Origin of the sequence: Sphingobium xenophagum, from assembly GCF_031457465.1 — a bacterium.
GTDB lineage: Bacteria > Pseudomonadota > Alphaproteobacteria > Sphingomonadales > Sphingomonadaceae > Sphingobium > Sphingobium xenophagum_A.
Genome location: NZ_JAVDWV010000011.1, coordinates 75790 through 90394, shown reverse-complemented (window position 1 = coordinate 90394; position 14605 = coordinate 75790). Strand labels below are relative to the sequence as shown.

General features: G+C 60.8%; 11 protein-coding genes. 4 read left to right on the top strand and 7 right to left on the bottom strand.

Translation table 11 applies throughout. The annotated features are described in order from the left end of the window. Nucleotides 1-22: 22 nt before the first annotated feature. Together J2W40_RS12810 and J2W40_RS12805 are read left to right on the top strand one after the other, a co-directional pair. Nucleotides 23-1447 (top strand): conjugal transfer protein TraH, encoded by a 1425-nt coding sequence (locus J2W40_RS12810; protein WP_310225353.1) that lies wholly within the window; start codon nucleotides 23-25, stop codon nucleotides 1445-1447. 8 nt (nucleotides 1448-1455) lie between these two features. Continuing rightward, nucleotides 1456-5199 carry a conjugal transfer protein TraG N-terminal domain-containing protein gene (locus J2W40_RS12805; RefSeq protein ID WP_310225351.1) on the top strand — a complete coding sequence of 1248 codons (3744 nt, stop codon included), beginning with the start codon at nucleotides 1456-1458 and terminating at the stop codon, nucleotides 5197-5199. Nucleotides 5200-5201: 2 nt separating this feature from the next. Here J2W40_RS12805 and J2W40_RS12800 read toward each other — a convergent pair whose 3' ends face one another. Continuing rightward, nucleotides 5202-5594, bottom strand: coding sequence for a hypothetical protein (locus tag J2W40_RS12800; protein WP_310225347.1), 393 nt, complete (start codon nucleotides 5592-5594; stop codon nucleotides 5202-5204). Between the two features lie 589 nt (nucleotides 5595-6183). Here J2W40_RS12800 and J2W40_RS12795 point away from each other — a divergent pair. Then, entirely contained in the window at nucleotides 6184-6711 is a 528-nt protein-coding gene (locus J2W40_RS12795) for a hypothetical protein (protein WP_310225345.1), read from the top strand. A 335-nt stretch (nucleotides 6712-7046) separates the two neighbouring features. Here the strand turns inward: J2W40_RS12795 and J2W40_RS12790 are convergent, their stop codons facing one another. From J2W40_RS12790 to J2W40_RS12780, 3 genes are read right to left on the bottom strand one after another with little or no spacing between them, the layout of a single operon-like run. Then, nucleotides 7047-7550: a PIN domain-containing protein gene (locus tag J2W40_RS12790; RefSeq protein ID WP_310225343.1), complete on the bottom strand. Its 504-nt coding sequence runs from the start codon at nucleotides 7548-7550 to the stop codon at nucleotides 7047-7049. Between the two features lie 2 nt (nucleotides 7551-7552). Then, complete coding sequence (locus J2W40_RS12785) at nucleotides 7553-10042, bottom strand: N-6 DNA methylase (RefSeq protein ID WP_310225341.1); 2490 nt, start codon at nucleotides 10040-10042, stop codon at nucleotides 7553-7555. After that, nucleotides 10039-10551, bottom strand: coding sequence for a MerR family transcriptional regulator (locus tag J2W40_RS12780; protein ID WP_310225339.1), 513 nt, complete (start codon nucleotides 10549-10551; stop codon nucleotides 10039-10041). Before J2W40_RS12780 ends, J2W40_RS12785 begins: the two co-directional genes overlap by 4 nt. Nucleotides 10552-10915: 364 nt before the next feature. Between J2W40_RS12780 and J2W40_RS12775 the strand changes: the two genes are divergently transcribed. After that, on the top strand, nucleotides 10916-11236 hold the full coding sequence (locus J2W40_RS12775; protein ID WP_310225338.1) for a diguanylate cyclase domain-containing protein: 321 nt from the start codon (nucleotides 10916-10918) through the stop codon (nucleotides 11234-11236). 141 nt (nucleotides 11237-11377) lie between these two features. Here J2W40_RS12775 and J2W40_RS12770 read toward each other — a convergent pair whose 3' ends face one another. The 3 genes from J2W40_RS12770 to J2W40_RS12760 are packed head-to-tail and all read right to left on the bottom strand — an operon-like array spanning nucleotide 11378 to nucleotide 14270. Then, complete coding sequence (locus J2W40_RS12770) at nucleotides 11378-11761, bottom strand: response regulator (RefSeq protein ID WP_310225336.1); 384 nt, start codon at nucleotides 11759-11761, stop codon at nucleotides 11378-11380. Nucleotides 11762-11766: 5 nt separating this feature from the next. After that, a complete protein-coding gene (locus J2W40_RS12765; RefSeq protein WP_310225333.1) occupies nucleotides 11767-12834 on the bottom strand; it encodes a sensor histidine kinase in 1068 nt (355 codons plus the stop codon). Next, a complete protein-coding gene (locus J2W40_RS12760) occupies nucleotides 12831-14270 on the bottom strand; it encodes a DUF7125 family protein (RefSeq protein WP_310225331.1) in 1440 nt (479 codons plus the stop codon). The genes J2W40_RS12765 and J2W40_RS12760 overlap by 4 nt, the downstream gene beginning before the upstream one ends. Nucleotides 14271-14605: the final 335 nt, after the last annotated feature.

The window sequence follows — 14605 nt, the reverse complement described above, 5'->3', positions numbered from 1 at the left end:
CTTTTCCACCAGGAAGCCTGCCATGGGACATCATCCACATCGTCTGATCCTTACGCTCTCCATCATTGTCGCCTCGTGCGGTCACGCCGCCCCTGCCTATGCGCAAGGCTGGGCCGAAAGCTGGTTCGATAATGTCACCTATACTTCACCCGGCAGCTTCGAGGACCAGACCCGCGGCTATGTGACCGCAGGCGGCATGTCGGGCCGGGTCGATGTGCATGACGATTATCTCATGAGCCTGACGCTGCCCAAGGTGAAGGCGGGCTGCGGCGGCATCGACATGTTTTTAGGCGGCATGTCGTTCCTCGACCCCGACTATCTGGTCCAGAAGCTGGAAACGATCCTTCAGGCCGCGCCGGCCGTGGCTTTTCAATATCTGCTCGAAACGCTCGACGAAAAGATGGGCAACATCATCTCGAAGATGGAAGCGGCCACCAATTACCTGAACTCCATCCAGGTGAACGACTGCCGTCTCGCCAACCGCATGATCCAGATCGCCAAAGGCGACGATAATATGTCGGGGATAGTCGAGGAGATGACCGGCTACAAGTCGATCCGCGAAGGCTATGCCAATAGCTGGCAGCAGAGCCGCGAGAAGATACAGGCCAACAAGGGCAATCCGACCGAAGATCTGAAAGGTGCGCTCGCCAACTGCCCGGCCGAGGTCACGGACATCTTCAAGACCGGCTCGCTGCTCGCCCATGCCGCAGCGCGCGTCGGCGCGTCCGACTGGGCGGGCGTGATGCGGGCGCGGGTGGGCGACGTCTATATGCGCTGGGATAGCAACGACAAGGTGCCGCTTTTCTCCGCCATCCCAGCCTGCCCGCACCAGGATAGCGAGAGCGCCGATGATTTCCTGACCGGACGGGTGCCCACCCGCGCGCTCAATATTCCCGCGACCACCTCGGACTGCTCGGTGAACGGCGCCGGGCGCGGCGCACTGGTGCTGGCGCGCGAGCGGATGGACGCGATCGCCATCAAGATCCGGACACGCGCGGCGCTCACATCTGAGGAAAAGCAGTTTATCGCCAATGTGCGGACCTTGCCGGTCTATCGCCTGCTCGAATGGGGCGTGCGGCAGGGCCTCACCGACAGCGTGATCGCCGATACCGACGAACTGGTCGCCCTAACCCTTGCCTATCAGATGCTCAACGATCTCACCCGCTCGATCGACTTCGCGCTTCAGAATGCCGAGCGGGGCGCGACCATAGCTGGCGCGGCAGACGCGGAAAACACCAACATCTGCCAGACCCGCATCCTGACCAAGGGTATCGAGCAGCTCCGCGAGCTGCGTGACGAGGCGTTGCGCCAGCGCGCGCAGATGCGCCAGTCCTATATGGCTGCCATGAGCCAGGCGAACCTGTCAGCAAGCTATGCCGGGGTCGTGCGCCAGCGTGACCGCGATGCGCGTGACGCCGCTGGCGCCAACGCCAACCGCAACCGGTGAGGCGGACCATGCGCCAAATCATTCGCCTGGCATGCGTCCTGTTCGGCCTGCTGAGTGCCGCGCCCGCGCTGGCCATCGATGCGAGCTATCACACCTGGGACGGCTTCTCCGAAACCGTCGATGCGTTCCATCTGGTGGCGATGATCTTTGGTGACCCGCGCTATGAGACGCTGGTCGTGATAATCGCGGTGGCCGGCATCGCGTTTGGCGCGGTCATCGCCAGTATCCGGGGATCGGGCATGGGCCTGGTCGCGTTCGGGTTCCAGATGCTGGTCGGCATCGGCCTGTTTGCAGGCATGATCGCCACGACCGGCATGGTCCACATCTATGACCGTGTACGCAATGCCTATCAGCCGGTCGGCGACGTTCCCAATCTCATCGTGCTGGTCGCAGGTGTCACCAACCTTATGGAACGGGCCCTTGCCGAAACCATCGATGACAACACCACCGATCCCAATGCCAAGCTGGAATTTGGCGCAGGCGGCCATGCGTTCGACCTGTTCCTCAACGCAGTGTCGCCGCGCAGCCCGATCGTCGATACCTTCCTCGACGCGAGCGTGAAGGATTATGTGCGGCAATGCTATCCAGTTGCGCGTGTGTCTCCGGCCTATGGCGTCGATGACGATCAGCTGTTCCGGACCTCGACCGACCTCCCTGCCTCCTTTGCGGCGATGGCGGGCCCTGCGACCTTCTCCACCGTCTTCACGCCGAGCGACAAAGCGGGAACGACGATGAGCTGTGATGCAGCCTGGGCGTATATTGGCGACCGCCTGTCGGATGCCACATTGTTCGACGCCTATAGCGATCAGGTCTGCGCGCGCACCGGGTTCGATGTGAACCAGGCGAGCCAGCGCGATCGCTGCCGCCAGCAGATCGATGCGCTGGGCGACATGATGCTGGACCAATCCATGAGCCGGCAGACATTCCTCACCAACATCCTGCTCGGCCAGACCGTCGGCGACGTCCTGTTCGAGGACTCACCGGCTGCGACCGCCCGCGTGATGGCGAACCGGGCGATCGAGTCCAACGGACTTGCCACGCTCTCGACGGCCAATGAGTGGATGCCGACCATCCGGGCCTCGGTCTTCGCGATCATGCTCATGATGATGCCGATCGCGCTGCTGTTCATCCTGACGCCGATCAACCTGCGGGTCGCGAGTTTTGCGCTCGGCCTGTTCGTGTTCGTCGCGCTGTGGGGTGTGATCGATGCCGGCATCTACCAGCTGACCCTGGGCCGGGCAATGGATGTGCTGGCCGAACTGCGCGCGACCAACGTCGCGGCCGATAGCTGGATCCTTGCGCCATCGGCCGCGATGAAGGCGCTCGCTATCTTCGGGTCGTTCCGAACAGCAGCGGCGGGCCTGGCAGGCGCGTTCGTGTTCACCGTGTTCCGCTTTTCGGGCAATATGTTCACCGCCTTCACGTCGGGTATGCTCGGCGTCCAGGGCCAGGGCAGCATGGCCGCCGCGACGGTGGGCACCAGCGAGGGCTATGCCTCGGCGCTCGAAGCGCAGGCTTCGGCCGGCGGTACGATGGCCCGGCGGTCCACATCGTCAGTCTTTGGCGATTTTGGCGAGCGCAGCAGCTTTGGTCTCGACCGCGCCTTTGCGTCTGCCGGAACGGTACTGGGCGAACATGGCGGCGGCGCGACGGGGACGGCGGCGTTCGGGCTTGGCCGGGCGGATGCCGCAAGGGAACTGGGCGGGCTCGCCCCTGCCCTAGTCGGGCGGGATTTGAACGATCCTGCCACGGCCAGCGCGATCCGTGCCAATGCGGCAACGTCGGCGATCCACAATTTTGCGCAGGGAGACGCGCTCCGCAAGCTTGGCACCAATTATTTCGGGGAAGGCCAGGGCGGGGAGCGTGCCTTTGCCGCGTTCGCGCAGAATATGGTGCAGTGGAAGGCGTTCGGCGACAGGCAAGCCTATGAGATGATGCAGTCGGGCGCGCAGCGGCATTTTGAGCGCAGTGGCTATGATGCAAAGGATGCTGCACTCAAGGCCTCGACCGTGATCGCCCAGGCGGGCGCTGACCCGACCTTTGCCAAGATTACCGCCAACGCCTTCGATCAGGACCAGATGCTGCGCAATGACCTGACCGCTGCGCAGACGCAGGTGGGCGCGATGGAAGGGCGACGTGACTATGCCGGCGACAGGGTCGCGGCCGTCGAGCGCGGCAATGTCGCGACGGAACAGGCCCATCGCACCGGGCATAATCAGGGGCAGCGCGAGGCCGCAGGGATGCTGGGTCTCTCGGTCACCGAGACAAGCCGGCGCATCGGATTCATCCATGCGTTGTCGGGGGAAGCGCGATCGACCGCGATCAGCCAGTTGTCGCGTTCGACCGGGCGCAACGAGGCGCAGGTGCTGCGCGCGCTGGAAAGCTATAATGCCGCTGTACAGGTGGGAACCGCAGACGGCGCTACGGCCGAGGCGGCCCGCGAAGGGACCAGCGTCTATGGTCGCATGCGCGAAGCCGCCGGTTATGATTTTGCCGAGCGGTCGGGCAAGCTCGACGCGCAGCGTGAGATCGGCCCTGATGGCGTGCGCAGCTCGGCCCAGATCGGTGAGCAGCGGCGCCAGGCGGACAATGCCGGTTTTGCACAAGGCGCCGCTGCCGCTGGCGTGTCGGTCCGCGAAGCCTCGCGTCTGGATTCTTTCATCCGCGCGCTGGCGGGCACTGCCGGAAATCAAGTCGATATGGCGCAAGGCGGCGCAGAAGGCATCGCCGATCGCGCGCGCAACGAGCGACTGACCGGCATTGTCGATAGAGAGCGGCTCACCCGCACACAGGCGCTGCTGCGCGAGCATGGCGTGGAGCTGTCGAAGCGCCAGATCGCCATGGACCAGAATGGCGATATCGGCCTCAACCTGACGCCGGAACTGGCCGCGCAGATGTGGCGAGGCGGGCTTATCAACGAAAGCCAGCTCGGCGCGATCGCCAATGGCGGGCACGCCCGGTTCAGCTTTGCGCATAATGATCTGCTCGTCTCGAGCAGCACCGGGTTCAGCCAGTCTGCGCGCAACGACAGCAGTACGCGGTTCGAAGCCGGCAAACAGGCAGGGCCGGATACGATCGAGCATTTCCTGGGCAGCGGCGCGCAAGGCCAGGCCGCTATGGCCAACTGGTTGCGCGGCGGGTTCGAGATGGATCGGCGGGGTGACTGGCGGCTGAAACCGCAGGTCGCTGATACGCTTGAGCGCGATGTCACCGCGATCATGGTTCAGACCGGGTGGCAACGGTCGCTTTCCCGATCGGCCGAGCACCAAACGCAGGACAGTCAGAGCATATCAGGCGACTTGGCCGCTTCAGCGACACGCGGGATGGGTTCGGGAGGCAAGAGTAGCGATAACAAGGGCGGCAGCAAGGGTAGCGCTGTCGGTTCGCTGTCCGGCAAGATTGGTATGGACTTTGTGGATCGTGGCAGCGCTTCAGTTTCTGCCCGATCATCAATCGACATTGTGAATTATGATGTTCGGGAGGCAATCGCGTCAGCAGAGAAAGCCGCCTCTCGCTCCGGGCGTCCAGAAGAAGCGTTCGCCAGAGAGTTGGGTGAACGGGTGCTCGGCAATGATGGGCTCCGTAACAGGTATTTGCGGCAGGCCGATTCAGGACGGGGTACGGTCGATGTCACCGGCCCCGTCACGTCGATGGAGCAGTCTTCGATCCTCAGTTCGGGACGGTTGCTCTTAGATCGCGACAACGGAATGGCGGATGGGGATCCTAAATTCAAGGAGCGCCGGGATCCATGATATCAGTCCTGAACGACACCGATATGTCGGAGATGCAAATCACCCGAACGCACATCGAATGGGTCAGACGTGGGATCAACCAGCGGTCTTTGGGGTGCCGACCACGGCACGATCACCCAGTCCCCGCAAGCGACTTTTGCTTTCAAAAATCCATAACCGAGAACCGCCACCACCGTGATCGGATCGAAGATGAAGATAAGCAGCACCATGGTGTTGGCCACGGACGTATTAATCCGGTCATAGGGGATGGCTATCATGAACTCGAGGCCAATCCAGTACAGCAGCGCCGTTGCCCAATAGAGCTTCGCATACCATGGCCGCCAAAACCAATCGGCAGCACGCGGCGATGGCGGGCGTGCCGCATCTGTCTGTTCGACGTGATCAACAATCTGCATCTGCAGTGCCTTTCCACCTGGAAAAATAGCACAGGTTCATCCGACTGGAAACCGATCCACCATGATCGCCGTGGACCGATCGCCCATGGCCATCGCAAGACTCCTGCCCCCTCCCTTCCTCCCCCCCTACATCGAGCTTTGCTTTTTGGTTCTAACAAGAGGACGTACTTCAAATCCTGGACACGGCCGCAATGAAGAAGAAGAGGCCCAATCGGGATGTGCCTCCCAGTCTTTCTACCGAAGCGGATGCCGCCATCCTTCGACTTGCGCGCCTCCTGGGCCGTCAGATCGCGCGCGAACTTGATCAGGAGCGACAGCAGCGAGAAAAGCGCACGGACGTCCCGCCTAAATCGTGGGAGTAAGGTTTGCGTGTCCAGCCCTTTCAATATCAGATGAAACATTGTCGGGCGAATGTTGCGGCAAATATGCCGCTATTCCTTGCTGGTGTCGGCGTGTTTTTGCGCCGAACGGTGGTGCAATCGCGATCTTGCCCACGGAATGATTTTATCTGAAAATCACAGTCTTTCCGAAGGACGAACTTGTGCCTGCGTTTGCATTTTATCTTATCTCCAACGAGGGCGAGCCTTCGATGAGGCTGGTTGATGTGCCAGATGTTGACGCTGCGAAAACATGGGCAATGGATGCGATCAAATATGGGTCATTGCACACCATTCGCTTCTGGGACGGGGTTCGCGTAATCGAGGCGAAACGCCCTGCGATGCGGCAACGCAGAAAGAAGCCAAGCGATGCAGAGGAGCGCGGAAAGCGTATGATTGCCATGAAAGCCAAAGGTACGAAACAGCGCGAAATTGCCGCAGCATTTGGGATCAGCATCGGCCGGGTGCGCGATGTCATGTCACGTGAGGAGTGGCGTGTCCGGGAGGAAGCTATTCAAACCAACCGTGCAGCACTCTCAGGCCGGGCCAATAACGTGATACAACATTTAGTCATCGAGCCTGAAGCGGACCCTGCCGAGCGCGACCGGCTACTTCCGGAGCGTGTTGCAACATTGACTCGCCGTAAAATAATGAATCTAGGTAATTCGGGCAAGGTCACACTTGCCGAGATTGAAGGCTGGCTGTGGGAACGAGGCCTTTGTCTTAGCGACGATATCTGAGCTGGACATTACCCCGTATTCGGGACCGGGCCAGGGGTTTGGGTGTTTCTCAGCGTCCCGCGATATGGTACCACGATCATGGGTGTGCCTCATCTTTGACGCGGGTTAAGGGTTTCCAATGATAGCTGGACGAATGCATAAGTGGGACATTTCGCTCGGTCAGCTTTGGATTGAGACAGTCTGAAAGCGGACGAACCTCACTTATGTAGCTTCACGACCGACCAATAGTTAGGATCTTTCCGGGTGCGATAAATATCTCCGTACGCCGCCGACTTGGCGCTACCCCAAGAGTCGATTTAGCAACGATCTCGACCGTTAGCGGCAGGATTTACTCGTTATGCCAGCAGCACCATTACCTCTGGATCGGCGTCCGCGATCCGCTGGATACCGCCATCGGCCGTCAGCAGCGTAAGCGACCGTTCCTTAGCTTGGGCGCACAACCACAGATCATTCTCGTCAACCTGCAAGCGTTGCCCACGATTGTTGAGCGGCCATTCCTCAACCCAGCGTGGCCGGTCGCGGCGGTTCGCCTTCAGGAGATAGCGCCTGGCGAGATTCGTCTTGAGTTCGGCATAGGCGGTGGCGGTGTGGTGGCCGATCTCCAATACCCCATAGGTATGCACATCGATCAGCATTTGTTCGAGTGCAGGAAGTCGGCTCGACGAAAAGGCCTCACTCATCCGCACGCCGAACGTCAACTCAGCAAGTGACACCGCTGACACGAAATGGCTCGCATCGTCGGGTAGGGAGGCAACCGCGCGTGCAATGTCGACGTGACGCTGGTGCGCAGCATCAAGCAGCGCCGACAGGACCGAGGTGTCATAGATATATCCGGTCATGCTCAGACCCCGTAGATCCGTAGCAGCTCAGCTTCTGTCGGCGGCAACGGTTTGAACAGCTCGCCGATCCACTTCCTGCCCGGCTGAAAGCGACCGGACAGCCGTTCGGCGAGTGTCAAGCCAGGCGTCGGATAAAGCAGATTCCAGTTGCTCCAGTCGTGCGCCACCGGCCTTTCCGCCGAGCCGAAATAATCGAGCAGATCGCGTTCGAGCTTGGGCGGTAGGTCGTAGGCAGCGAGCACCCGTGCATCAATCTCGACCAGCAGCTCACATAGCCGGGAATCGCGATCGCTCAGCAGGTCGACGCCCGTCAGCAGCTGCCGATAATCGGTGATCATCTCCGCAATGTCGGGGAGTGACGCCGGCATAGGAATCGCGTTCACCGCCGAAATCCGGATGCCCTTCGCAGGCGAATGGACCGCGAGATAAGCATTGGCGACCGGCCCGTTAATGATCGCGGCAAGCGCAACGAGATCGTCGTCGTTCGCACACCCGCGTGGCCACATGCCGAACCATTGCTGTGACCCGATGAGGCCGGAGCGATCGGGGGTCGCGCCGATCCGCCACGGTCCCCGGCTGAGGCGCCCGGCATTGGCCATCAGCTTCGGATCGGCCCAGGGATGGTTGATCGCATTGCCACGCAGCGTTTCGGGACGGCAATCGAGCCAGACCGATTGCGGCAGCACATATTGCTTCAAGTTACGCGCGGTGGCAAAGCCGCGCCTATAGCCCTGCAGCTCGTCGCGACTCCACGCCTGGCCCTGGGCGTAGTTCCATTCGATGCCGCGGTGGACTTCGAGCCGCTCGCCGAGCGTTGGATTATGAGCGAGGTGCGCCCACAGCGTATGTAGCGGCGGAATCCACAGGTCACCCTGAGGAGGATTGCAGACCACACGCTCGAGCGCGCGCTGGACCGTTACCTTGCCCGTCTTGAGAAAGGCGAGCCGGTCCCGATCGGCGACCTCGGTCGACAGCAGCGTGATCGTGTTGGCTTGCTCCGGGCGCAGGTCGCGGGCGATCAGCAGCGCCGATTCGGTGACCGCCGCCCCGAAGATTCGGTCGGGCAACTCGACCAGTTCGACAGAACCGTAGAGCGCCTCGACCTGTCGTCGCTGCTCGGCGAATTGCCGGTCCTGGATGATCGGCCGAGGTAGCACGAAGGCGAGCGCTTGTGGTCGCGCGGCAAGCGCGGCGTCCAGCACCGCCACCGGCTTCGAATAGGTCTGTCGCGCCAGCGCATAGGCGTCGCGATCCGCGTGGTTGAACGCCTCGAACGGAGGGTTGCACAGGATCACTGCCTGGCCGCGCATCCGTTCCGAAAGCACACCGTCGGCGAACAGGTCGCGTTCGAGGATATGCCACCCATTCTGGTTGGGATAATCAGCGAGGATAAGCGAGAGCGTCGCGACTTCGCAGGCGAATGGATCATATTCGTCGCCCGCTAAGTGCTGCACGAGGAACTGATGGCGCTCGCGGTCGCTCCATTCGCCCGGCAGGAGGTCGCGCAGGTGTCGCAGTGCTGAAACGAGGAATACGCCGGCGCCCGCGAATGGCTCGTAGATTGACAGTGTCTCGGGCGCGAACCGATGCAGCTCCAGCCGCGACACCGCATATTCTGCAAGCTGACGCGGTGTGCTGTGGGTGCCGAGTTGTCGGCGCGTTTCGGGCGTGACGAACGTGTTCTCATAGACGAAGGCTAGGTCCTCCGAGGAAATATTAGAAAAGCTGATCCCTTGGCGTAAGATCGCCCAAGCTGCGGCATAAGCGGCAAGCTCGGTGGCGCTCCTGCCGGCCAATACGGCCGGCAGCGAATAAAAGGATTCGATCGCGCGCAGCACCGAGAGAAGGTCGTCCGGGTCCCACGATGCGGCGTAGGTGTGCTGGCGGTCCTGTAGCACTTTAGCCGCAAGCAACCTGAACACGATGCGGAACAATTGTCTAGGATCGTTCAGCGCGTCGCCCGCGAGGTGATTCGCCGCCTGCATCGTATCGATAAGCAGCTGGTCGAGCTTGACGTGGATCTCACCCTCGACCGCCGACAATAGTCCGAGGTCGACGAAATCGCGTTGATAGGCGCGGTCGATCGAACCAATCGACTTGGCGCGGTGGATGACGTCGGGCTGCCAGTCGGCGCGGTTGCGCTCGAACAACGCGGGTACATCGGCAAGCTTGACTTGATCGAGCCGGCGGGGCGCGCCCCCGGCGCGGACCTGCCACACTGAAACGTTTTCGCCGGCGATCACGAACAGTAGCGGCGCGCCCAGCGATCGATACGCCTGCACCGTCTCGATGTCGCTTTCCGTTCCCTTTTCTACCACCGCGAGTGCCGCCGATCGATAGGAGGGCGGGGTCTGTGTGAATGCAGCGAACGGCACGCTACGTGTCCCGCCATCGGCTGCCAGCACGTCGGCGAACGCATAGTCGCGCAAAAGCGCCTCGCGCCGGTAGCCGGTGGCTTCAGCGGCCTTCGCGAAGATTTCGACGGGGATCATGCCAGGCCCGTCCTTCTCCGCAAAGGAGCGCTCGGCTGGGCGACCGGCGGGAACCGAAGCATCTCTTGGCCGTCATCATCGCCTGCAAGCAACGTACGGCGAAGACTTTCGATCAACTTTCCAAGCGGCACAACCATCGCAGGTGTGTCGACAATCAGCCCGCTACCTTCAGTTTGGATCGCCACGTGCTCACTCACGATATTGAGCACCACCATGCTGCGTTCGAGCATCGGCCACGAACGAGAATTGCATTCTCCGAACACACCGTCTGCAAGCGCAGAGAGCGCGCTGACGCGCATCCCATAATCGGAAACGAGGATTTTGACGATGGCGGTGGCGAGCAAATCCCCAGCGGAGAAGCAGGGACTGTGTCCCGCTTCCCGCCGCAAGGGTGCAATCGCCTTCTTCCAGTGGCGATAGGTCTCTTGGCTAATGCCGACGGCATCTCGTAGTTGTCCTGGGGTATAATTGACCGGCACCGTCACGATCCATCTTGTTGTCAGCAACAAGATAGCTCGGTATGAAACGACAAGCAAGGATGCTGCCTGGAAGGTCTCAAGGAGGGCAACAGCAACACATATTAGCCATATTTATCCAGCCCCGGACGCTGGTTGGCAGGAGCGAACCGAGTCTCGCATGTCATAGGCTGAAAATATTTCGGCTATATTGTTCCGCATGCTGAAACCGTATTGAGTTTCCCACGGCTCACGGCGTCCAAAATCCTTACCGTGATCAGTCTGACAGCTTATGGTCAGGAAATTGTAAAAAACGGACCCCAAGCGCAAAACGTAAAGCCTATTCGTCGCCCTGAGTCTATGCAACGTCGATTCGAAGCTTTCGGAGCCTGACCTCGCAAATTGCATTGCGGCCGTCATGCGTGGCGAAAAATTCGTTCTTATCGCAAGCGATGCCATGCCGCTCGCCGATCTGCCAGCCCTGCTTGGCAAACTATTGGCTGATCTCCGTATGCCCTTTAACCTCGAGGATCGCACTATACCTGTTTCAGCCACTATCGGCGCAGCATGGCTCGACATGAATGTCAAGGATGGGAGCGAACTGCTGCATCGCACGGACATCGCGCTCCATAAGGCGAACCAGTTCCGGCGCGGGACTGCCGCCATCTTAAACACGGGCGAAGGCGTGCTCGCAGATAAGCCAACAATCAATGATCTTGTTGATTGCAGCGCTGCTTGACGTGGCTATCTGCGTAGCTTGAAAAAAAAACAGCGGTCTTCTGTTCCAGGAGGATCAACGATTGGCAGCAATAGTTATTGAGCTTTACGAATTTGGCGATTACCATTCTCAGACCACATCGGTTAACCTAGCGGGCGTACATCACGTTAGGCTGCGTAGAAGGCGGATTTTATCCGCAAAGTCGTCAGCAACGATGGGTTTGATGACCACAGCCACAACCCGATCGGCATAGATATCTGCGACATCCTGCTGGCCCGTCACGAAGATCGACGGGATCCCTTGTTGCTTGAGCCATGCAGCGACATCGGGGCCGGTGCGGCCGTCAGCCAGGTCGATATCGACAAGCGCACCGTCTATGTCGGCCACCACAGGATCGGCCTTCAGCTGAGAGAAGCTGTCGGCAAAACCGACCAGAACATGGCCCGCCTCCTCGATCAGATGCTCTATGTGAAACACAATGAGGGGATTGTCTTCAACACAATAGATCCGGAGTTTTGGGCGAGTCTCGCTGCTGTCTGATGTCATGAGTCTCAAACGTCGGCAGGGGCTTTCGGGTTGCAGGCGACGCGTATCAGCGGTCCCCGAACCTCGCATCGCAGGCCCTCGGGCACAAATTGGATGTCGGGTTTGGTACCCAACAGGCCAGCCAGCGCAGCGCGCAGATAACGCGTGCCATAGCCTGAGCGCGATGGCGCAACGACGGGCGGACCGCCCGCTTCCTGCCACAGGACTGACAGGTCAGGACCATAGTTGGCAAGGATGTCCCAACAGAATGTAACCCGGCCGTCGGGGACGGATAAGGCACCATATTTGATCGCGTTCGTCGTCAACTCGTGCAGACAGAGCGCCAGTGTCGTCCCTGCCTCGCGAGTGAGCATGATCGGCGGACCGGCGGCGTCGATCCGGCTGATCCCCATCTGACGATAGGGATCGAACGTGAGCTGTGCGATCTCGGCGATAGAGATCGATTCCCCTTTGGCCTCGAACACCGCCGAATGCACGTTGGAAAGCGCCGTCAGGCGGGCGCCGAAATCGCCCGCAAGCGCTTCCACGCTGGTCGCCCCGCGGCGCGTCATCTCGAAGATCGACGACACGCTGGCCAGGATATTCTTGACGCGGTGGTTCAGTTCCCGCCGCAGTTCGATCTCGCGCTCGATATGATCGCGCACCTCCCGCTGCCGCATCCGCGCCAGCAGGGCCGACTGGATACCGCTGACCAGTTCGACCTGCGTCAGCGGGCGCTGATAGAAAAGCTGGCGCGACCGTGGCCATGCGGCCGCCAACTGGCCGCGTATCCGGCTGTTCGGCGATGCGCGGTCGAGCAGTACCACGATCGGCATTTCGGACCAGGGCGGCTGCGCGCTCAGATGCTTTGCGACGATGTCGATGAGGGCTGGCGTCAATGCCTCATGGGTCGTCACAAACACGCCCGGTCCAGACAAGAGATGTCCCGCTAACTCTTCCGCTGACGCGCAGGTTGTTACGGCCATATCATATTCGGCGAGCAACTGGCCCAGATAGGCCGCGTCTCGTCGATAGGGTGCGAGAATGAGGACCTGGTCGAGCGCGCCCGGTTCGACCAGATCGCCTTCGCTCATGGCGTCGGCAGGGGGTTGAACGGCACGACCTTGACGCCGTCGCTTTCGATCAACAGTTCATGGACATTGAGATCGTGCGGCCCATGGCGCTTTTTGACGACCGTTATGTTACGCCGCAGACGGCCATCATCCTCCATGATCCGCAACAGTAGCACCGTATCGCCCAGAAAGCTGACATCCACGTCGATGCCGACATTCTGGCCGAGCAGGCCATGTTGGGCTACGATCAGCATAGTCAGAACGCCAGACCGCGCCAGATATTTGAGGAGCGACTGAATATCGCGCACCGCCTTGTCCCGGTGCGGAAGCGAGTTGAGATAGCCCGTGAAACTGTCGATCACCACGACGCGCGTCTTAAAATCCTTGACGATCGACTGCGCGATCTGGGCAAATTCGCCCGGCGATATCTCGTTGGGGTTGAAATCCCGGATGATCAGCTGGCCGTCCTGATGGAACTGCCGCAAATCCATGCCCAGCCCTTCGGAACGCCGAAAGAAAGTCTCCAACCGCTCTTCGAACAGGAACAGGGCGACCGTTTCGCCCCGCTTGAGCGCTGCGGTCGAATAGAGCGAGGCCATGGTCGACTTGCCGGTCCCGGACTGGCCGATGACCAAGGTCGTGGTACCCGATTCCTGACCGCCGCCAAACATGTCATCGAGCGCGTCGACACCCGACTTGATTAGCTGCGGCTTGCGGGAATCCACAGCCTCGCCAGGGACGATCCGGGGGAACACCACGACGCCTTCGCCTTCGCGGATCGCCATGTCGTGATAGCCATCGGCGATCGGCACACCGCGCATCTTGCTCACCTCGATCCGCCGGCGCACCGATCCATAGTCCTGCAAGGATTTGTCGAAGCGGATGACGCCATGCGCGATGCCTTCGACCTCCTCGCCGTTGAGCGCCGCCTCATTAGTCTGGGTGTCGAGCAGAAGCGCCACAACCTTGCGCTGCGCGAGGAATGCTTTGAAGCCGAGCAGTTCGCGGCGGAACCGGGGTGTGTCGCCCGTGATGAGCCGGATTTCCAGCAGCGAGTCATACACGAGCCGGTGCGGCTTATGCTCCTCGATCGCCAGTTCGATGGCCTGGCGCGTCTCGTCCAGGCGGAGTTCTGCGGTCTGGAAGATGGTCTGATCAGCAGCGCCATTGACCGCGTCGGACGCCGACAATTCCTCAATCCGAATCCCGTCCAAAGTCCAGCCATGCGACAAGGCGATCGATTTCAGCTCAGCGGCTGTCTGGGACAGGCTGACATAAATGCACCTCTCTCCCGCTTCGACGCCTGCGCGCAGGAACTGGAGCGCCGCGGTTGTCTTCCCCGCGCCCGGCGCACCCTGAAGCATATACAGATTCGATGCGGGCAGTCCGCCGCGCAGGATTTCGTCCAGTCCCGCCACGCCTGTCGCGACTACAGGCTGTGCTTTACGCTTGCTCACACATGTCTCCTCGTTTGGGATCGGATCGCATAATCGACGCCGATTTGCCAGTGAGATGGAGAGAAGCCGCTTTGGCTTCGACCGAAAAAGCAGGTGTATGGCTTCCACTGAGCCGGTCAGAACGTCCCATTCCTGCCCCGATCTGGCGAGAAGAGCGTTTCCTCCGAGCGATGGTGGAGTAGCGAAGGATGAGGTTTGCTTACCCCCCAAGTGGGCCTCCCCACTCCCGACGGTGCCTCTTTGGCTTTGTCGGGAGACCAGGGTAACGGTCTTGGCTATCAGAGCCCGTCCGCATGTCGTTCGCTAAACAAGGTGAGGTCGGCTGCAGAGACGGT

Bases quoted from the DNA above. Each gene is read 5' to 3' on its own strand.
- J2W40_RS12790 (WP_310225343.1), bottom strand. From the start codon at position 7,550: ATGACCGGATATATCTATGACACCTCGGTCCTGTCGGCGCTGCTTGAT.
- J2W40_RS12785 (WP_310225341.1), bottom strand. From the start codon at position 10,042: ATGATCCCCGTCGAAATCTTCGCGAAGGCCGCTGAAGCCACCGGCTAC.
- J2W40_RS12765 (WP_310225333.1), bottom strand. From the start codon at position 12,834: ATGAGCGAAGGCGATCTGGTCGAACCGGGCGCGCTCGACCAGGTCCTC.
- J2W40_RS12770 (WP_310225336.1), bottom strand. From the start codon at position 11,761: ATGACATCAGACAGCAGCGAGACTCGCCCAAAACTCCGGATCTATTGT.
- J2W40_RS12795 (WP_310225345.1), top strand. From the start codon at position 6,184: ATGAGGCTGGTTGATGTGCCAGATGTTGACGCTGCGAAAACATGGGCA.
- J2W40_RS12810 (WP_310225353.1), top strand. From the start codon at position 23: ATGGGACATCATCCACATCGTCTGATCCTTACGCTCTCCATCATTGTC.
- J2W40_RS12775 (WP_310225338.1), top strand. From the start codon at position 10,916: ATGCGTGGCGAAAAATTCGTTCTTATCGCAAGCGATGCCATGCCGCTC.
- J2W40_RS12800 (WP_310225347.1), bottom strand. From the start codon at position 5,594: ATGCAGATTGTTGATCACGTCGAACAGACAGATGCGGCACGCCCGCCA.
- J2W40_RS12805 (WP_310225351.1), top strand. From the start codon at position 1,456: ATGCGCCAAATCATTCGCCTGGCATGCGTCCTGTTCGGCCTGCTGAGT.